We start from the raw sequence: 19,033 nt of genomic DNA, 5'->3' as shown, positions 1-19,033 counted from the left end.
ACCGCTAACATGTCGAGAAACCGAGCCGTTGGAATCGATCTGGGAACCACCTACTCCGCCGTCTCCTGGCTGCAAGAGTCGGGCAAGACGGCCATGATTCACAACAGCGAAGGCGATGTTCTCACGCCCAGCGTCGTGCTGTTCGAAGACGACGAGATCGTCGTCGGCAAAGAGGCGAAAAAAGTCGGCCCGCTCAAGCCGACGCGGTTCGCCGAGTGTGTCAAGCGCGATATGGGCAGCCCGGTCTATTCGCGGGCCATCTGCGGCGAATATATGCCGCCCGAAGTGGTGCAGGCCTGGGTGCTGAAGAAACTCAAGGCCGACATCCTGCGGACGCTGGGGCCCGATTTCCGGGCGGTGATCACCGTGCCGGCGTTCTTCGACGAGCCGCGCCGCAAAGCCACGGCCGACGCCGGCAGCATGGCCGCCTTGCCCGTGCTCGATGTGGTCAACGAGCCGACCGCGGCGGCCTTGGCCTTTGGCGAAGAACTGGGCTATCTCACGATCAGCGGCGAAGTGCGCGAGCCGCTCAAGGTGCTCGTGTATGACCTGGGCGGCGGCACGTTCGACGTGACCGTTCTCGACATGCGGCCCGGCGACCTCCGCACCCTGGCCACCGACGGCGACGTGCGGCTGGGCGGCCGAGATTGGGACATGCGCCTGGCCGATCACGCCGCCGAAGCCTTCGTCAAAGAACATCGCGAAGACCCGCGCACCAACCCGGCCAGCTTGCAGCGGCTGCTGACCGAAGTCGAAGAAGCGAAACGCACCTTGAGTGCCCGACAAAACGCCACCATCCGCGTCGATCATGCGGGCAGCTCCACGACGGTCAAAGTCACGCGCGAGTTGTTCGAGCAGATCACCGCCGATCTGCTGGAGCGAACGTCGTACACCACCCGCCAGGTGCTCGGCGCCGCCGGTCTGGAGTGGAAAGACATCCAGCGCCTGCTGCTGGTCGGCGGCGCCACGCGCATGCCGATGGTCGGCCGCATGCTCTCGCAACTTTCGGGCATCGAGCCCGACCGCCGCGTTCACCCGGACGAAGCCGTGGCCCGCGGGGCCGCGATCTACGCCGGCTATTTGCTGGCCACGCAGCCCGACAGCGCCAAGGCCCCGGCCTTCACCGTCACCAACATCAATTCGCACAGTCTGGGCATCGAAGGCATCGATTCGAAGACGCAGCGGAAGCGGAACGTGATTGTGATTCCGCGCAACACGCCGCTGCCCGCCAAGGTGAAAGAACGGTTCGTCACGAAAATGGAGAACCAGCGCTCGATCGTGGTGCAGGTGCTGGAGGGCGAAAGCTCAGCGCCCAGCGACTGCGCGTCGATCGGCCGCACCTCGCTGCGCGACCTGCCGCCGGGCCTGCCGGCGGGCTGGCCCGTGGAGATCACCTACGAGTACGAAACGAACGGACGTCTGAAAGTGTCGGCGACGGTGCCGGGCACCAATCGCGAGGTGAAGCTGCAGCTCGAACGCGAAGGCGCCCTGTCAGACGAGCGGATAGCGAGATGGAAGCAAGCCGTCAGCACCGCCGGCGGCATGGACGTTTTCGCCGACATCATCGCCGACGAATTGAAGTTGGCCAAGAACACGCCGGGGTTCGCGCCGGCGGCGAATGTCGATCATCTGGGCGCGTCGGCTGAGGCGAAGTGTGCCAGCGTGCCCGTGGACCCGGCTCCGTTGCCCCCAGCCGCGACCATGCCGATTCCGATGAACCCGAGCGGGATTTCGAGTCCGACGATTGTGCCATCGTCTCCCGCGCCGATGGCGCCCGCGGGTGCGGCGCGGCCCGTGCCGCTCAGCGCACCGGCGCCGTCGAGCATGTCGCGGCCGCTTCTGGCCGGTTTGCCGACCGCGGCACCGGCGGCGGGTGAAGCGGCCCGGCCGGCAGCGTGGTCGCAGCCCGTCTCGCCGCGTCCGCTGAATCCGCAGCCCATGGCGGCTCCGGCCGCGGCGCCGCTGGCGGCCCCATCGCCGCCGGCGACTTCGACGCCGAGAATCCAGCCACGCAAGAGCACCAGCGGCATGGTGAGCGTGGTCGGTTTCGGATTGTCGGCCGTCATCGGTCTGGTGCTTGGCTACTATATACTGTGCTGGCTCAACCCGAGTGGAAACTTTCTCGGCTTGCCTCCGGGCCTGTTTCCCTGGAAAGTGGAAGCCCCCGCGGCACCCGAAGCTAGCCACTAGGTGCAAACGATGATTTTTGTTTTTGGTTTGGCAACGAACGTAGGGTGGGACCAGCGAGCTTGCGAGCGCCGGCCCACCGTTGGCGACGTCGATTACGGTGGGCCGGCGCTCGCAAGCTCGCTGGTCCCACCCTACTGTCGATAACTCGCTCGCATGACCTCTCCTCTCGGACCCGCCGTTGGCATCGACCTGGGCACCACGTTCTCCGCCGTGGCGCGGCTGGACGACACCGGGCGGCCGGTCACCGTGCCCAATGCCGAAGGCGACCTGACCACGCCCAGCGTGGTGCTGTTCGACGGGGACGACGTCGTCGTGGGCAAAGAGGCGGTCAAGGCCATGGCCACCGAAGCCGAGCGCGTGGCCGATTGCGCCAAGCGCGACATGGGCTCGCGTGAGTATCGCCGCGCGGTCGATAACAAGAAGTACCCACCCGAAGTCTTGCTGGCCTACATCCTCAAAAAGCTGCGCGACGATTCCGCGCGGCAGATCGGGCCGTTCGACAAGGCGGTCGTTACCGTGCCGGCCTATTTCGATGAGGTGCGCCGCAAAGGAACGCAAGACGCGGGCTACATGGCCGGCCTCGACGTGCTCGACATCATCAACGAACCGACGGCCGCCGCGGTGGCCTTCGGGTTCCAGCAAGGTTTTTTGAACGCCCAAGGCGAGGCCCACGCGCCGCAGAAGGTGCTGGTGTATGATTTGGGCGGCGGCACGTTCGACGTGACGTTGATGGAGATCAAAGGCACCGAGTTTACGGCCTTGGCCACCGACGGCGACGTGCAGCTCGGCGGCCGCGACTGGGACCAGCGGCTGCTCGACTTTGTGGCCGAGGAGTTTTTGAAGGCGCATCGCCACGATCCGCGGTTCGACCCGCGCACCGATCCGAGCACGGCCGGCGGGCTGTGGCGGGAGTGCGAAGACGCCAAGCGGGCCCTCTCGGCCCGCAAGAAAGCCTCGGTCACCTGCCATTTCCGCGGCGAGTCGCTGCGCGTGGAAGTGACCCGCGAACACTTTCAGGAAATCACCCGCGACCTGCTCGACCGCACGCAGTTCACCGTGCGGCAGGTGCTGCGGGCGGCCGATCTCGACTGGGGCGCCATCGACCGCGTGTTGCTGGTCGGCGGCTCGTCGCGGATGCCGATGGTGGTCGACATGCTGCGTCAGATTTCGGGCAAAGAACCCGACGCTTCGGTTTCGCCCGACGAGGCGGTGGCCCAGGGGGCCGCTTTGCAGGCCGGGTTGATTCTGGCCAGGAGTCAGGGCCAACCGCCGGCCTTCAAGGTGCGCAACGTAAACTCGCACAGCCTGGGCGTGGTGGGCACCGACCCGACGACCAAGCGCAAGCGCACGGCGGTGCTGATTCCCCGCAACACGACGTTGCCGGTGAAGGCGCACCGCGCGTTCAAGACGTCGAAAGACAACCAGGGATCGATTCTGGTGCAGATTGTCGAGGGTGAAAGCCCGTCGCCCGAAGCCTGCACGCCGCTGGGCACGTGCGTGATTCGCGACTTGCCGCGCGGCTTGCCGGCCCGTTCGCCGATCGACGTCGAGTTCCGTTATGGGGCCGACGGCCGCTTGTCGGTGCAAGTGGGTGTGGCCGGCACCGGCCGCAAGGCGCAGCAAGAGATCAATCGCGACAACAGCCTCGGCCGCGAGCAGCTCGACGAATGGCGAAAGCGGATCGTCGGCGCCTAGGGCCGCGGTCTGCTATGCTAGGTGAGATGGCAGAAGACTACTACAAATCGCTGGACATCAACCGCGGCGCTTCGCAGGCCGAAATCGATAAGGCCTACGCGAAGCTGGCGCGCAAATTTCACCCCGACGTCAACCCCGACGACAAGAACGCCAAGAAGAAGTTCCAGGAGATCCAGGCCGCCTACGACGTGCTGAAAGATCCCAAGAAGCGCGAGTTGTACGACCGCTACGGCAGCGCCTTCGAGCAGGCGGCGCAAGGCGGCGGTCCGCGGGCTGGCGGCACCTGGTCGTCCAACGCGGGGCCCGAAGGTTTCGACTTTGCCCAGTTCTTTGGAGGCGAGGCGCCCGGCGGCTTTGGCGACATCTTCAGCCAGATGCGGCGCCGCGGCGGAGGGCCACGGCGCGGTCGCGCCGCCGGCGGCCTGGCCGGGGCCGATGTGACGGCCCAAGTCGAGATTCCTTTCAACCTGGCGGTGAGCGGCGGCGAGACGCAGCTCACCTTGCAGCACGAAAGCGGCGAGACGGAGACGCTGACGGTCAAAATCCCGGCCGGCATCGAAGACGGCAAGAAGCTGCGCCTGCGGGGCCGCGGAGACCCGGGTCTCAACGGCGGTCCGCGGGGAAATTTGTTCGTGACGGTCCGTGTGGCATCGCATCCGTATTTCACGCGGCGCGGCGACCACCTTTACGTCCGGCTGCCGCTCACGCTGCGCGAGGCCGCCGAGGGGGCCAAAGTCGACGTGCCGACGCCGCAAGGGACCGTCTCGTTGCGCGTGCCGCCGGGCAGCTCCAGCGGCCGCAAGCTCCGCATCAAGGGGCACGGCGTGGCCGTGGCGGGCCGGCCGCCGGGCGACCTGTTTGCCGAAGTGCAGATCATGATCCCGCCCGATCTTGACGAATCGGCCCTGGCTAACATCCGCGAAATCGACGCCCGCTGGCCCATGAGTCCGCGCCGCGATGTCCGCTGGTAAGAAGGAATTGCAAATTGCGAATTGCAAATGGCAGATTGTTTGCCGACGCCGCGACCGCCCTGCCGCCGCTCCTCTGGACGAAACTGCTGCTCGCGTTGCTGGGCATCGTGGTGTTGGGAATCGGCATGGCGATCATGGTGGTGCTAGGCGGCCGCGCTGTGAAAAGGCTTGCCCGGCACCGGACGGATGCCAGCAAGCCGGCCGACGAGTCGTGGTATCAGCGGCCGCTCGACGAACAACTGCCCGACCAAGGGGCGGACGGCAACGATGACGACGCCTGAGACGCCCCGGTTCGACCGGCGATTTCGGGCAAAGTATCGGCTGCGCTCGGGCGCTGATTTTCAACGCGTTTACCGTCGCCGCCGCGTCGCTTCCGACACGCTGCTGATTGTCCACACCTGCGAGAACAACTTGGGACACTCGCGGCTTGGTCTTTCGGTTTCGCGGAAAGTGGGCAATGCCGTGGTGCGAAATCGTTGGAAGCGATTGCTGAGAGAAGCGTTTCGACTGCGGCGGGAGGAACTGCCCCAGGGAATCGACGTGGTCGTCGTGCCGAGAGCCGGCAACACGGCGGAATTACCGGTTATCATGGAGTCGTTGGTCCAGTTGGCCCGCCGCGCCGCGAAGAAACTGGGGCGTGACAAAGCATGAACCGCCTGCTCTACTTTCTGACTGAACTGCCGGGTCGAGCGCTGATTGCCTTGGCGCGGCTCTACCAATGGACGCTCAGTCCGCTGATCGGCCAGCAATGCCGCTTCACGCCGACCTGCAGCAATTATTTTATCGGCGCGGTGCGGAAATATGGGGCGCTGCGCGGGGCCTGGCGGGGAATCGTCCGCATCTGCCGCTGCCATCCGTTTCATCCCGGCGGATACGATCCGCCTTGAGGCAGCACGTCACTGCGGCGGCTCGGCATCGCCCTCGTTGGGAGCGGCCTGGGAGCTTTCGTCGCCGGAAGGCTTCTCTTGCCGCCGTGTCTTGTCGCGCTCGGTCGTCATGCCTGGGTCGTCAGGCTCATCCGCGGTCGCCTGTTTGTCGTTTACGTCCGCCGCTTCGCTAGGGGGCTGCACATCAGGCGCTTTCTGGGTGGCACTTTGCCCGCTGCCCGAACCGTGGCCGACCTCCTGAGAAGGAGCGCCCGTTTGCTGGCAGCCCGAAATAAGCAGGAGCAAGATTGAACCAGCGGTAATGATGGAGGAGGTTTTCATTTGTGTGTCCTGGGTTGGCTAAGACGCGCGTAGGATGGGAGAGACCGAAGGTCGCTGGTCCCACCCTACAGCAAATCCGGGGCCGCAGGCACTTCGCTCCAAGGGGACCGATGGGTTACAATAGCATGAGGTAGAGCAAGCGGCCGGCGAGCCGGTTTTCGGTCGACGAACCGGAACCGCGGCGCCAAAAGTGGGTCAAAGCCGCTCAGGAGTTGGCGCGCTTCGCACGGGGACTCGCTGGGCCGGCAGGTTTGGGAAACAGCAAAATGGTATCATCGGAAAAAGCCGGTCCGGGCTCAGCGTGGCCCCTGTTGATGGCCATTCCGGTCCTCTTAGCGCTGATGGTTGCCAGCGCCTGGTGGCAGCGTCGGCCGAGGGTGCAGAATCCCGTCAGCGAGGCCCCGCCCGTCCGCAGGCTCATCACGGGCAAGGCCGTCAAACCGGCGCCCGCGCCGCAAGGCTATGTCGGCAGCCAGGCCTGCGCCAAGTGTCACGCCTCGATCGCCGAGAGCTATGCGGCGCACCCCATGTACCGTTCGGCCGGAGCGACGCCGGGCAGCGACGACCTCGAAGACTTTGTCAACACGGAATTCAAATCCCCCGACGGCCGGATTTATCGCGTGGCCAAGGAAGACGACGGCATCTACCACCACGAGCTGCTGCTGGACAACGACGGTGAGCTGCTCTACGACGAGGCCGCGAAGATCAGCTTCTTTATCGGTTCAGGCACGCTCGGCAAGTCGTACGCCATCGACCGGGGAGGCATTCTCTTCCAATCGCCCATTTCCTGGTACGCGAGCGACAAGAAGTGGGACCTCTCGCCCGGCTATTCGCGCCGACATCCGCGGTTCGGCCGGCGGATTTTAGACCACTGCGTGATCTGCCATGCCGGGAGGCCCAACTTGGACCCCGACCGCGACAACTGTTTTGTCGAGCCGGTGCTGATCGAAGCGGCGATCGGCTGCGAGCGCTGCCACGGTCCGGGCGAAAGGCACATCGCGCTGCACGAGACGCCCGGCCTGGCCCAGTCGGACGATCCGATCGTGAATCCGGCCCGCTTGGATCACGACCGGCGCGAGGCGGTCTGCTATCAGTGCCATCTGATCGGCAAGATGCGTTTTGCGCGCTATGGCCGGACGTTCGACGACTTTCGGCCGGGCGACCGGCTGGACGACGTGTGGACCACGCTGGTCGAGGGCACCGGCGTGCGCAGCGACGGCAAGACCAAGGCGGTGAGCCACGTCCAGCAAATGCGCGACAGTACGTGCTTCAAGAAGAGCGAGGGCCGGCTGGGGTGTACTTCCTGCCACGATCCGCACTCGGTTCCCGCGGCCGGTGAAGCCTCGGCCTACTTCCGCCAGCGCTGCCTGGAGTGCCATGCCGACCAAGGCTGCTCGCTGCCGGCGGAGCAGCAGGCCGCCGCCCCGGCCAACGATTCGTGCGCCTACTGTCACATGCCCCGCCTGAGCGCCCACGACGTGGCCCACGCCTCGCAAACCGATCATCGAATTCTGCGCCTGCAGGAAACGGATGACCGCGATCTTCACCCGCCTTCGGAACGGGAAACGCTCGTCGTGTTCGACGAAGAGCACACGTCGATGCCGGCCTGGGAATTGGAGCGGGCAAAGGCGCTGGCCAAGGCCACCCAGATCGAGGAAGCGGGCTATGCCAGCGCCGCGATGGCTGACGAGCTGCAACAAACGCTGCAGATGATCGTGGACATTGCCCCCGACGATTTCAGGGCGCTCTCGGCGTTGGCGGGGACGGAGGAAGTGCGGCTCAATCACGCCTTGGCGCGCGATACCTGGCAGCGGGCCCTGGAGCTGCGGCCTGACGATGAAACCATGCTCGATGTCCTGGCCAGTGTCTGCCAAACGATGGGGGATTTTCAGGCGGGCCTCGATTATTCCGACCGGTTGATCGAGCTCAATCCCTGGAGATCGGGCGATTACCTGCGCCGCGCGATCATGCTCTCGCAGTTCGGCCGCTGGCCAGAGGCCACGGCCGACGGCGAAATGGCCGTCAAGCTCGATCCTTCCGACAAGCATGCGCGACGCTGGCTCAGCGAAGCCTATGAGCGTCTCGGCAACCTGGAGGCCAGCCGCCGACACGCCGACGTGCTCAAGCGGATGTCGGCGCTCACGGTCGCGCCGTAGCATCGACCCAAAACACCTAATACCAGCCGCGTCCAAGACCAGCTATTCCTTTTAGTCGGCGGATGCCTGCCGAGTGCGGTTGCGCGCCTGACAGGGGCAACTCCGTTTATAGAAGATAGATGGGGGACTTCAAACAAAGGAGGTTGTCATGCCGGCGCTTCACAAGGGCGACATCTGGCGCATTCGAATGGACGACGAGCTCAGGCGAGTCAAAGTCATTGCCGCCGCCGGCGCTTGGGGTTGGTGGCGGTGCGTCGATCTGGCGACCGACGTCTTTGTGCTGGCCCGCGAGAACTGTTTTGTCGAGTGCGAGCGAAAAGCATGCTGATTCTGACCGCACAAACAAATTGCTTGACTTTTCGGCGATCGGTTCATAAATCTAAAAATACCGGGTGGTGCCGGCCGCTCAACGGACGGCAGACGTTTTGGCTCTGAGAAAGCACACGGAGAATAGACGCATGTTCGGTTCGAGAAGGACCACGTTCAAACGGTCTGCCCATGCCCGCCGGCGGAACAAATTGCGGAGTTTCGAAGCACTGGAAGTCCGGTCGTTGTTGTCGGCTTCCGCGGCCACGTCGATCATTATGCAGCCCGAAATGATGCGTCATAGCGCGGCTGCTTCGAATAATCCAACCGGCCTGACGCCGCAGCAGGTGAGCCAGGCCTACGGCTTCAATGAAGCCGGCAGCGGCGCCGGCGAGACGATCGCCATCGTCGACGCCTACGACGATCCGAGCATCCAACAGGACCTGGCGACGTTCGACCAGAAGTTCGGGCTGGCCGCTCCACCCAGCTTCACCGAGCAGTTTGTGGGCGGTCGAAGGCCGCAGGGCAACAGCGGCTGGTCGGAGGAGATCTCGCTCGACGTCGAGTGGGCCCACGCCATGGCGCCGCAGGCCAACATCGTGCTCGTCGAAGCACCGTCGGCCAGCCTCGGCAACCTGCTTTCGGCGGTCGACGTGGCACGCAACCTGCCGAATGTGAGCGTCGTTTCCATGAGCTGGGGTTCTAACGAGTTCTCGTCGGAAATGTCGTACGACAGCCACTTCACTACGCCTACCGGCCACATCGGCATCACGTTCGTGGCTTCGTCGGGCGATTCGGGCGCGCCGGGAGTGTGGCCTTCGCTGTCGCCCAACGTGTTGGCCGTGGGCGGCACGACGCTCAATCTGAACAGCAACGGAAGCTACGGCAGCGAAAGCGCGTGGAGCGACAGCGGCGGCGGCGTGAGCCAATACGAGGCCGAGCCGGCGTACCAAACATCGGTCCAGTCGTACGGCACCCGCACGTCGCCCGACGTGGCCTACGACGCCAATCCCAGCACGGGTTTCTCCGTCTATGATTCCTATGCGAGACTCGATTGGTTCACGGTCGGCGGCACCAGCGCCGGGGCGCCGCAATGGTCGGCGCTGATCGCCATTGCCGACCAGGCGCGTGGCTCGGCCGGCACGCTCGCCAATGCCCAGGCCGATCTCTACAGCCTCCCTTCGACGGACTTCCACGACATTACCAGCGGCAGCAATGGCAACCCGGCCGGCGCGGGCTACGATCTCGTTACCGGCCTGGGCAGCCCCATCGCCAATCTGATCGTCGACGGACTGGCCGGCACCACACCGCCGCCGCCTAGTTCAGGCTTGACAGCCCCGAATGTGACCGCCACCGCGGTGTCGTCGACGGTCGCCCAACTTTCCTGGAACGCGGTCAGCGGCGCCCAAGGCTATAACATCTATCAGGTCGTCAACGGCCAAAACATGCTTGTGAATTCCGTCAGTTCCTCGGCGACTTCGGTGGACGTTGGCGGACAAACGCCAGGCGCGACGGAATCGTTCGTGGTGGAGGCGTACAATTCGACATCGGTTGCCGATTCGTCTGTCGTGAGCGTGACGATGCCGACGCCCGCTCCCGTCTTGTCGGCCCCCACTTTGACGGTCAGCGCCGTCTCATCGACGGCGGCCGAACTGAATTGGAACCTGGTGAACGGTGCCCAGGGTTATCAGGTCTATCTGGTGAACAGCAGCGGCCAAGACCAGTATTTGGGATCCGTCAGCTCCACGACCAGCGCCGTGCAGGTGACCGGCCTTGCGGCCGGCTCGACCGACTCGTTCATGGTGGCGGCCTATAACGCCACGTCGACCGCGGATTCGTCGGTGGTGAGTGTGACGCTGCCGGCACCCGTCGTGCCCGCGTCGGTCACGGCCCCGCTGGTCACCGCCACGCCGGTCTCGTCCAACAGCGTCGAGCTGAGTTGGAACGCGGAATCGCAAGCGACGGGTTACAACATCTATTGGTCAAATGGCTACAACATCGAGTTCCTGGGCACGGTCAACGGTTCGACAACCAGCGTCACCGTCACGGGCCTGAGTTCCGGTTCCGTCTCCTATTTCTTGGTCGAGGCGTTCAACAACGTCTCGTACGCCTACTCGCAGTGGGTTTACGTGGTGACGCCCTTCGCGTCGGCCGGCAACTACGGCTTCTATGGCGCCTATGCCGAGCAGCGGTCGGAAGATGCCTGGTGGGGCGGTAGCGCGACGCCATCGGTCGTTGACAACGCAAGTGGCGGTTATTCCGGACGAGAATGGTGGTGATCGCGGCACAACGCGTCAGACGTGGAAAAAGCACATCACGTGGTAGAGGCCGCGCTCGAAACGATTCGGCTGCCGTTTGAATTCGATATGGGAGCCGATTTCGGCGTTGTCCCAGTGCGCAAACTCGGGTCCTTTGAGTAGCCAGAGCAGCAGGCGTGGGTCGGCGCGGAACAACACATAGGAGTCATGGGTTCGTGCCTCGTCCTCGGCTACGAACCCAAACCCTTCTCCGGAAAACGAGAGCCGCGCGCTCACGCCGTCGCCGAGGCACACGAACAGTCGAGTCTGGCTGCTGAAACCAAGCTGGCGGCGTTTGCGTTCCATGCGCTCGTAGGCCCTGGGAACCATCGCCAGCAATGGATCGATATCGGGTGGATCGCACAACTCGTAATCGAGCGGTCGAGGCGCGAGGACTTCGGCAACGTACCGTGCCTTGGCAGCCAGGTCCGCCGGCAGATGAGCGGAGTCGAATTCACCCGCCGCCAGATCGATATGTCCGCCGCAGGCAAGAGCGACACACTGTGAGCGGTCGCGGTCGATGGGGGCATCCACGCGCTCGAAAAAGTCGCGGGCCTCTTCCAACTCCGGCACTCCCCGGCACGAATTGAGCCTCGCCAACTTACCGGCAAGCGTGTAGGTGCCGGCGAACGGTATGTAAAAACGAGGCCGCGTCGCGACGATGAAACTCTGCGCCTGCTCGAGAAACTGCGACTTTTTCGCTGCGGCCGCCCGATCGCGCTCGGCCGACGACAACTGAGGAAAGCATTGGGGATAAGGCCCTGCTCCTGAATAGCCGGTCAGCAGCAGATCGACGTCGGCATATTGTTGTTTGACTGCGGCCATGCTCTCTCTTGCCAGTTCAAATGGGCAATCGTTGACGTTCACCACGACGTGCCTGCCGTCATCGATGACCGACAAGGAGTCGATCTGCGTCGAGCCGAAGTTCTTTTCGAACCGCGCGCAGCCGAAAAACCGGCCGCAGAGGGCGGGGTCGCAGTTGTCGGCGGCAAAGATGTTGATGTGGACGCCGTTCTTCAAATGGGTGCGTCGGCCATGCGGCAGCTCGACGGCCCGGAAGCCAAGCCCTTCGATGTTGGCCCGCAGAAAAGAAGTGGCGTACGCGTGAATAATCACCGGAATGCTTCGAGGCAGCAAATCCAGCGTCTTGCGGCTGAGATGATCGGGATGGATGTGGCTCAGATAAATGAAATCGACGTCGGCGAATACCGCCGTGTCGAATTGAAATGGCGGGTAGTGCGCCCATGAGCCGTAGTATTCGCCGTCCACCAACCACGGGTCGGTAAGGATCTTGACGCCGTTGGCCTCGATCAGGACCGACGCCGATTTCAAAACTCGCACCTTCATTCGCCGCGCATTGTAGCGACCGGCCGGCCCGCGGGTGAAGTGGCAAGGTTTACGCTTCTTGTTCGCCTCATCCATCCGGAACAAGCCTCAACATCGTCAAACCCAGGCCAGTTTCAAAAAAAGTGCCGCTGTTCGCTGGCGCGGCCGATGAGAAAACTGGCAGATCGTCGCCGGGGGTGATCTGTTTCCTTTAACGCAACCGCGGGAGACCAACATGCTGCAATCGATTACAAGCACACCCTCGATTTCGCCGGCCGCCACCCAGTCCAGTCCGCAAACGGCGGCGCTCCAGGCCGCTTCGTCGCAGGCGATCCAGGATTCGCTCAAGATTTCGTCGCAGGGTCAGGCGGCCAGTGCCGCGCTCGATTCCGACGGCGACCACGACGGATCCTAAGCGATCTCTGCGCGAGCGCCGTTAGGTGGGGCCGGCCCCAACGCGCCGGGACGAGCGCCGGCCGACCACTCGCAGGCGTCAGGCTTCAGGTGTCAGCCGCGGTCGGAGAACCGCGCCTGATGCCTCACGCCTGAAACCTGACGCCTCTTGAACGGTGGGCCAGCGCTGGCAAGCTCGCTGGCCCCGCCTTACGCACCAGGCACGTGCCGCGCACCACACGCTTATGCTGCCTTGCGCGTCGTCCGCTCGGCCGATTCCCAGACGGCCTACCGGAAATCCGGTTTACGTGGCACTCACCGCCGGCCTTGAAGTTCGCTTCGGCAAGCCCTTGTTGCGTTTTCCTTGGCAAAAGGGCGAGCGCCGCTGATTCACCACACGCTGGGCAGCAGACGCTTGGTCGACGCCATGTAGGCGCGGTAGTCGTGGCCGAAGGCTTCCAGCATCATCCGTTCCTCGCGCTCCACGCGGAGCGCAAAAAGCAGCAGCATGACAATGACTTCGCTAGGGCCGGCCAGCCAGTTCGGAATGACCAGCGCTTGGCCCGACAGGTAGATGAAAAACGCCAGATACATCGGGTGGCGAACGCGGCGATAAACACCGTGCGTGACCAGTTGGTGCTTTTCGCGCACTTCCAGAGAAACTGAAAAGTTGTCGCCGAGGTCCGCGTGCGATCGGTGGAAGAGCCACAGCCCGGCCAAAAGACAACAGCCGCCCGCGCAAAATGAGAGAGGGCGAAGCGGATAGTCGGCAAACCAGAACACCGGCGTGGCGATCCACAGGAGTGGGAAAAAGTAGGCCACGTAGTTGATGCCCAGCAGCACGCGTTCCAGCCTGCCCTTGCGGCTCTTGAAAACGGGCAGCGATCGACTTCGCTGTCCGTGGGGCGCCCGGATCACAATCATCAGGACGCTTGCAAGAAAAATAACCGCCCTTGCATATAAGGGGTTCATCACGGCAAAGCCTCCTTTCGAGATTCATGCGGCGTCTGCTCGTGCCGCCGCAAATTCAGCGTTACCTGAACATAACGTCGCTGGAACGCTTCTCCTTTGCGGACCGAGAGTTACAGCATCGCGGATTCAATCCCATCCTCTGTATCGGCCTCTTGCCTGGGCGGCGCTTGGATTTATCGAGGAAGTTCGACGGATACATGTTGTGGGCATTACGTTCCCGAAATGAATGCCGACGGCCGTTACGCCTCGCACACCATGCTGCGCAGTTTGCCGGAGGGCGATAACTCCAATCGCTCTCTGACCTCCAACCGCACGTCGATCGACGACTCAAAAAAGCCGCGCACGGCCTCGACGAGACGTCGACCATGCTCCGAGGTCCATTCGCGGCCCGGCACGATGCGGACGATCACCTGATCGAGAGTGCGTTGCACGACCTGGTGCTGGTGGTGCGCGCCGACGGCCGTGACGACGTGGACCAATTCCGACGAATGTTTCCACCGTCCGCCGGGCAGCTTGAAATGGGGCCGGGCCTTGCCTTCCACGCGCGTCAGCAGCGGCAGGCCGCGGCCGCAGGGGCACGATTGCGCGGCGAGCGCGGCGAAATCGCCGATGTCGTAGCGGATGAACGGCGTGCGGAAGTTGTGCAACACCGTCAACACGACTCGGCCCGTTTCGCCCGGCCGGCAGGGCTGGCCGCCGTCGTCGAGGATCTCCATGATGACGTTCTCGGCATGCACGTGAAAACCGTGGCCCGCGGGGCAGGGCGACGCCAAATAGCCCGCCTCCGCGCAACTATACAGGTTTCGCACCGGCGACTGAAACGCGGTCTCGATCTTCCTTCGAGCTTCGTCGGTGAGCGTTTCCGAAATCGCCTGGATGGCGGCCAGCTTGGGAAACGTGCGCGGTTCTTCCAGCAGCAGATTGGCCAACAGCTCGAGATTGGAAGTGTGGCTCAGTAAGTAGTCGGGGTTGATCTCCATCAGCCATTCGATTTGCCGCTTTGGATCCTGGCGGAGGTCCATGCCGAACAGTTGGCCGGTCTCCAGCAGCGGCTCCAAAACGGGGTTCCAGCAACGCATCCGCTGCCCCTGCAACAGATGTTCGAGATCGACGCCGGTCTTCAGCGTGCTGCGGATCGACGCCATGGTGCCGCTCGGCCGCAGATCGCTCCACTCCAGGTCGCGCAGATAAAAAGCCAGCCACCACACGTAAAAGACGTTGGTCTTGAGCACGCGCACGGGCACGCCGCTGGTGCCCGAAGTCAGGTCTTCGTCGAACGGCACCGTTCCTGGCGGCAGTTGCTCGGCGCAAAAGCGGTCGAAGTGCTGTTGCCAGGTGCTGCGCGACAAGAGCGGAATGCGGCGCAGGTCGCTCATCGATTGAATCGCTTTACCGTCGATGCCGTGAGTCGCCAGCAAGTCACGGTAGAAAGGCACGTGCTCCCGGCAATGATCGACGAGCTCGTTCAACTGGCTGAGCTGCCGGTGCTCAAGCTCAGCGGCGGCGAGCCATTGAGTGGCGTCGAGTGCGCGGTAGGCCGCCCATACTTGGCTCAGGCACGCATCAGGCAGTTGAGGCCAGCACTGGCCCGGTAATTTGCGTAGAGTGAAAAAGCTCACGGGCGTCTCACACGGTTATCCCAACCGGCAAAGTTTTGCGAATCGCCAAGTATGAATGGCGCATGCAAGCCAGGCACGTCGATAATTCTGCTGACGGTTCTTCTGCGCGGCGACCGCAGACGATTTGGCTTCCGGGTCAACGATAGGAGATGAAAGATGTTGTCCCCCATTGGATCTTCGTCGGTTTCCAGCGTCAGCGCTCCTTCGAGCCCGGCCGCGTCGGCCTTGCAGTCGGCGAACACCGCGGCGTCGCAAGTGATTCAGGACATGCTGAGCATTTCACAACAGGGCATGGCCGCGAGCCTGGCGGGCGGGGAAGGCGGCATGACGGGCGGTGAGGGCGGAGGATCGTAGTCACGGCTAGGCCGCCTTGCGATCCGCAAGCGCACCGGCCTGCGGCAATAGAACTGTGCTTGGCTCCTCGTGCCGTTTGCGGCGGGCCAATGGGCCGAACGGCATGAAAGGATAGCCGGGCACTTTCTCCTGGTAGGCGCGGTAAGTGTCGCCCAGGTAGTGAATCAGGCGCTCGTCTTTGAGCCAGCTTCCCACGAAGATGTAACACGTCCAAACGACCGCCAGCAGCAGCCGGTCGAGCGTCATCACGGGGTTGAACCAGACCGTCGCCATGAAGCTCAGATAGACCGGATGCCGCAACACCATATAGATGTTGCGCGGGCCGAACGGGCGACGCGGCAGTTCGCGGCCTCGGACCCACTGCCACCACGGCGTGAAGCCGGTCTGATAGCCCAGGCCCGAAACGCAGAGGCTATAGAACAGCATCAGCCACGATCCGACATAGGCCGCTTCCACAACCAGCCGGGAAAAGCCTGTCAGCCGCCAGAGGGTCGGCCCGGCCGATCGCCAGCCCGCGAACATGATCAATAGCGTCAGGCAGGTGGCCGCCGAAAAAAAGCAGCCGTAAAACGGCGGGGGAATCCAGGGCGAGAGGCGTCGCCGGGTCGTGGGGTGCAAGAGGAAGCTGTGGATCGCGCCAAATTGGCCCGCGAGCACAAAATCGTACCACAGCGGTCCCGGCGGCGACGGCGCCCGATCGGCGAAGAGAAACAAGAACACGCGATAAAGCGTATAAAAGAACAGCGCGTGCGTGGCAATTCCAAAGGCGATTCCGCAGGCTCGGCGCATCCTTGCACACTCCTTCGTTGCGCGGCCGTCCCGCCTGCCGCAAAGAATCAGGTATCAGGCATCAGGCGTCAGGCGTCAGGTAATGTGCCCTGATGCCTGACGCCTGAAACCTGACGCCTCAAATCGGTGGGCCGGCGCTCGCAAGCTCGCTCGCTCCCACCCTACGCAACTTCCGGTTTACGCGCGACGAAGCAGCCGTATTGCATGGCGCCGCTGTGGTAGGCGGCCAGAATCGTCTGGAACCGCCGCAAAAACATGTCGGTGTCGCGGTGGATGAGCCGGCCCAGCAGCCCCACGCCCGTCCATCGCACTCGCTGGGCACAAATCTCCCAGGTCCGCATCACGCGCTCGGTCCAAAGCTCAGACCGCTCGACGACCAGCCCCGCGTCGCGCATCCACTGCTCGTAGTTTTCCTGCGTGCCCAGCGACGGGCAGAAAAAACCCTCGCAAACGTCGTACACCAGTTTCCGCTGTTCTTCGCCGTCAAGCGGGTTGCCGGCCAGCCAGGCGCAGATGGCCACACGCCCGCCGGGCCGCAGCCACTCGCCCGCCCGCTGGAAAAACTTCGGCTTGTCGAACAAGTGCTCCGTACATTCGATGCTCCACACGACGTCGAATGATCCGGGAAGGATCACCGCCTGCTCGGCATCGACACAGCGAAAATCCGTCTGCCGGGCCACCCCTTGCATCTGCGCCGCGGACGACGCCCAAATCCGCTGCAAGGGACTGAGCGTTACGCCGCTCACTCGGCAGTGGTGCCGTTTGGCCAGGAAGATCGACGAACCGCCCATGCCGCAGCCGACGTCGAGCACGCGCTCGGCTCCCTGAATGCCGGCGGCCGCGGCCAGCGTCTCGGTGAGCTTCTGCTGGGCCACGGCGGGCGACTCGGAGCCGTCCCACAGTCCATGATGGATGTGCCGCCCCCAGAGCAGCCGGTAGAACAGCGTCGACAGGTCATAGTGCCAGCGGATGCCGTCTTTGCGGACGGCGGGACAGTGGATCATGTTCTTTGCGTCTCCAGGCCGGGCGCTGCCGGGCTTCTGTGTCAAAGGCACGATCGCACTTATTGGCGCTTGGGTCCGCGGCGTTCCGCCACGCTCCTCCCCTCAAGCACGATCTCGCCGTAGATCTTCAACTCGTCGGTGACCCCGACCGCCCCGAACGCCTTGGAAAAGGGCTTGATGCCGAAATCGGTCTGCTTGACCGCGAACGAGCCGCGGACGCGCGTCCGTCCCTCTTCTTCGACCAGCTCGGCATCGAGTTTCAAAGGCCGCTTGACACCGTGCAAGGTAAACTCTCCTTCGAGACGATACAAGGCATGGCCTTCCTGCGAGCGTTTGCCCAACGGCAACGCCGACGCGATCGCAAACGACGCCGTGGGATGCTTGCGAACGTCCAGCACGTCGCCGCCCAGCATGTTGTCGGTCACTTCCTTCTGCCGCGCGGCGGCCGTCGTCCCCTCCAGGCTGAGATACTTTCGGGCTTCCGCGGTATCGGCGGCAAAGCTCGGCATATCAAACACGATTTCGCCGGCCTTGCTCTTCGCACCCAGATTGATGAATCCCGATTTCATACGCCCCACGACGGCATGTTCATGGCCCAGGCCGACTTTTCCGACAAAGACGTAAACTCGGCTTGCCTTGAGCGCGATCTCGCCTTGGTTCGGCGTTTGGCCGTCTTCCGCGCACGACAAAGAAGGGCAGAGCAGCCAACCGGCCAGCAGAGACAAGGCGGCAAACGACACGACGCGGCATTTTGACTTCACTAACATTCGTTCCTCCCGCGATTTCGCGATTGGTGACGTCCCGGTGCCGCGAATGCTAGCCTCGCTTCAACTCGGCGTAAAGCTCAGTGTCGGACGTTTTGCGAATAGGCGCGCTTTGTCGCCCGCACTCCGTTATTACTGATAGGGGTGCGCATCTCCTCATGGACCAACTGCCGGCAAAGGGCCGAGGCGAAAAGCGGTTTGGGTAGCCGCATCAGCGTGTTTTATGCGGAATATTCCGTTCCGTCATCCGTCGCTGCCCGAGTCGTCTCCCGTTCCGGTCACTTTTTTCTTGCCATCGTTGGCGGACGTGGCCTTAATGAGAATTGCGTCTAACCCTGCGAACAACGCACAGGTTTCCGTCGACCGCAGAGCAAGGCAACTCATGAATTTCGATCTACTCAAGTCTTTACGCAGCAAGCAGATAAAACGCTCACGCCGGGGTGATACCTACCGCCGAAGACTGGGCGTCGAGTTGTTGGAGCGGCGCGAACTCTTGACGGCTGTGTCACTCACTCCGGCCAAGGACAATTCGCTGATCGAGTACCAGTACCCCCAGTACAGCGGAGGCGCATCCCAGTACATTTTTGTGGGTCTCGAGCACTTTTCATTGACCCCCATGCGAGGCCTCGTCGACTTCAACGTTGCCGGCAGCATTCCCGCGGGCTCGACGATCAATAGCGTGTCGCTCACCGTGACGATGGAGTTGACCAACTCCACCACCACCGTAACCCCTACCGTAGGCCTGCATGACGTATCTCAGAACTGGGGCCAAGGCACGGGGGTGCCGCAGTATTTCATGCCGCCGTTTGCTCCGACCACCACCAATGACGCGACCTGGACGAACACCTTTTATCCCAACCAGATGTGGAAGACCCCTGGCGGCGATTTCTCCTCCACGGTGAGCGGCACGGCGGTTTTCGGGGCGGACGGAACGACCTCCACGTTCAGTTCCACCTCGCAAATGGTGGCCGACGTCCAGAGCTGGCTGA

At 63.4% G+C, this 19,033-nt stretch carries 19 protein-coding genes; 12 read left to right on the top strand and 7 right to left on the bottom strand.

All coding sequences use genetic code 11. From position 1 onward, the window contains the following. The first annotated feature begins 9 nt into the window (after positions 1–9). From VNH11_31110 to yidD, 6 genes are all read left to right on the top strand, one after another. A complete protein-coding gene (locus VNH11_31110; protein HVA50834.1) occupies positions 10–2,190 on the top strand; it encodes an Hsp70 family protein in 2,181 nt (726 codons plus the stop codon). Positions 2,191–2,343: 153 nt separating this feature from the next. Then, positions 2,344–3,885: an Hsp70 family protein gene (locus VNH11_31105; protein HVA50833.1), complete on the top strand. Its 1,542-nt coding sequence runs from the start codon at positions 2,344–2,346 to the stop codon at positions 3,883–3,885. Between the two features lie 26 nt (positions 3,886–3,911). Next, positions 3,912–4,856, top strand: a complete 945-nt coding sequence (locus VNH11_31100) for a DnaJ C-terminal domain-containing protein (protein ID HVA50832.1) — start codon at positions 3,912–3,914, stop codon at positions 4,854–4,856. A 14-nt stretch (positions 4,857–4,870) separates the two neighbouring features. Further along, positions 4,871–5,137 (top strand): hypothetical protein, encoded by a 267-nt coding sequence (locus VNH11_31095; protein ID HVA50831.1) that lies wholly within the window; start codon positions 4,871–4,873, stop codon positions 5,135–5,137. After that, positions 5,124–5,507 (top strand): ribonuclease P protein component, encoded by a 384-nt coding sequence (rnpA, locus tag VNH11_31090; protein HVA50830.1) that lies wholly within the window; start codon positions 5,124–5,126, stop codon positions 5,505–5,507. The genes VNH11_31095 and rnpA overlap by 14 nt, the downstream gene beginning before the upstream one ends. Beyond that, positions 5,504–5,743, top strand: a complete 240-nt coding sequence (gene yidD, locus VNH11_31085) for a membrane protein insertion efficiency factor YidD (GenBank protein HVA50829.1) — start codon at positions 5,504–5,506, stop codon at positions 5,741–5,743. Before rnpA ends, yidD begins: the two co-directional genes overlap by 4 nt. 9 nt (positions 5,744–5,752) lie before the next feature. Here yidD and VNH11_31080 read toward each other — a convergent pair whose 3' ends face one another. Next, on the bottom strand, positions 5,753–6,064 hold the full coding sequence (locus tag VNH11_31080; protein ID HVA50828.1) for a hypothetical protein: 312 nt from the start codon (positions 6,062–6,064) through the stop codon (positions 5,753–5,755). Positions 6,065–6,378: 314 nt separating this feature from the next. Here VNH11_31080 and VNH11_31075 point away from each other — a divergent pair, with 314 nt between their 5' ends. From VNH11_31075 to VNH11_31065, 3 genes are all read left to right on the top strand, one after another. Continuing rightward, the gene (locus VNH11_31075) at positions 6,379–8,220 is read left to right on the top strand and encodes a cytochrome c3 family protein (protein HVA50827.1); all 1,842 of its coding nucleotides are present in this window, start codon (positions 6,379–6,381) and stop codon (positions 8,218–8,220) included. Positions 8,221–8,368: 148 nt separating this feature from the next. Continuing rightward, entirely contained in the window at positions 8,369–8,548 is a 180-nt protein-coding gene (locus VNH11_31070) for a hypothetical protein (GenBank protein HVA50826.1), read from the top strand. 130 nt (positions 8,549–8,678) lie between these two features. Continuing rightward, the gene (locus VNH11_31065) at positions 8,679–10,805 is read left to right on the top strand and encodes a hypothetical protein (protein HVA50825.1); all 2,127 of its coding nucleotides are present in this window, start codon (positions 8,679–8,681) and stop codon (positions 10,803–10,805) included. A gap of 15 nt (positions 10,806–10,820) precedes the next feature. Here the strand turns inward: VNH11_31065 and VNH11_31060 are convergent, their stop codons facing one another. Then, positions 10,821–12,170, bottom strand: coding sequence for an MBL fold metallo-hydrolase (locus VNH11_31060; protein ID HVA50824.1), 1,350 nt, complete (start codon positions 12,168–12,170; stop codon positions 10,821–10,823). A 214-nt stretch (positions 12,171–12,384) separates the two neighbouring features. Here VNH11_31060 and VNH11_31055 point away from each other — a divergent pair, with 214 nt between their 5' ends. Continuing rightward, complete coding sequence (locus tag VNH11_31055) at positions 12,385–12,564, top strand: hypothetical protein (GenBank protein HVA50823.1); 180 nt, start codon at positions 12,385–12,387, stop codon at positions 12,562–12,564. A 368-nt stretch (positions 12,565–12,932) separates the two neighbouring features. Here the strand turns inward: VNH11_31055 and VNH11_31050 are convergent, their stop codons facing one another. Both VNH11_31050 and VNH11_31045 read right to left on the bottom strand, forming a co-directional pair. Then, complete coding sequence (locus tag VNH11_31050) at positions 12,933–13,514, bottom strand: protein-S-isoprenylcysteine O-methyltransferase (GenBank protein ID HVA50822.1); 582 nt, start codon at positions 13,512–13,514, stop codon at positions 12,933–12,935. A 239-nt stretch (positions 13,515–13,753) separates the two neighbouring features. Continuing rightward, complete coding sequence (locus tag VNH11_31045) at positions 13,754–15,133, bottom strand: hypothetical protein (GenBank protein ID HVA50821.1); 1,380 nt, start codon at positions 15,131–15,133, stop codon at positions 13,754–13,756. Positions 15,134–15,289: 156 nt separating this feature from the next. Between VNH11_31045 and VNH11_31040 the strand changes: the two genes are divergently transcribed. Beyond that, positions 15,290–15,487: a hypothetical protein gene (locus VNH11_31040; protein HVA50820.1), complete on the top strand. Its 198-nt coding sequence runs from the start codon at positions 15,290–15,292 to the stop codon at positions 15,485–15,487. 6 nt (positions 15,488–15,493) lie between these two features. On the opposite strand, the gene VNH11_31035 is transcribed toward VNH11_31040, so the two are convergent. From VNH11_31035 to VNH11_31025, 3 genes are all read right to left on the bottom strand, one after another. Then, positions 15,494–16,276, bottom strand: a complete 783-nt coding sequence (locus VNH11_31035) for an NnrU family protein (protein HVA50819.1) — start codon at positions 16,274–16,276, stop codon at positions 15,494–15,496. A 161-nt stretch (positions 16,277–16,437) separates the two neighbouring features. Continuing rightward, entirely contained in the window at positions 16,438–17,280 is an 843-nt protein-coding gene (locus tag VNH11_31030; GenBank protein HVA50818.1) for a class I SAM-dependent methyltransferase, read from the bottom strand. Positions 17,281–17,339: 59 nt separating this feature from the next. Continuing rightward, positions 17,340–18,047: a YceI family protein gene (locus tag VNH11_31025; protein ID HVA50817.1), complete on the bottom strand. Its 708-nt coding sequence runs from the start codon at positions 18,045–18,047 to the stop codon at positions 17,340–17,342. A gap of 379 nt (positions 18,048–18,426) precedes the next feature. On the opposite strand from VNH11_31025, the gene VNH11_31020 reads away from it, so the two are divergent. Next, on the top strand, positions 18,427–19,033 hold a 607-nt coding region (locus VNH11_31020), incomplete at its 3' end, for a hypothetical protein (GenBank protein HVA50816.1).

The sequence above is a fragment of the Pirellulales bacterium genome (genome assembly GCA_035533075.1).
Classification (GTDB): domain Bacteria; phylum Planctomycetota; class Planctomycetia; order Pirellulales; family JAICIG01; genus DASSFG01.
Note: the sequence above shows the minus strand (reverse complement) of the source record. Positions and strands in the feature narration are given on the sequence as shown.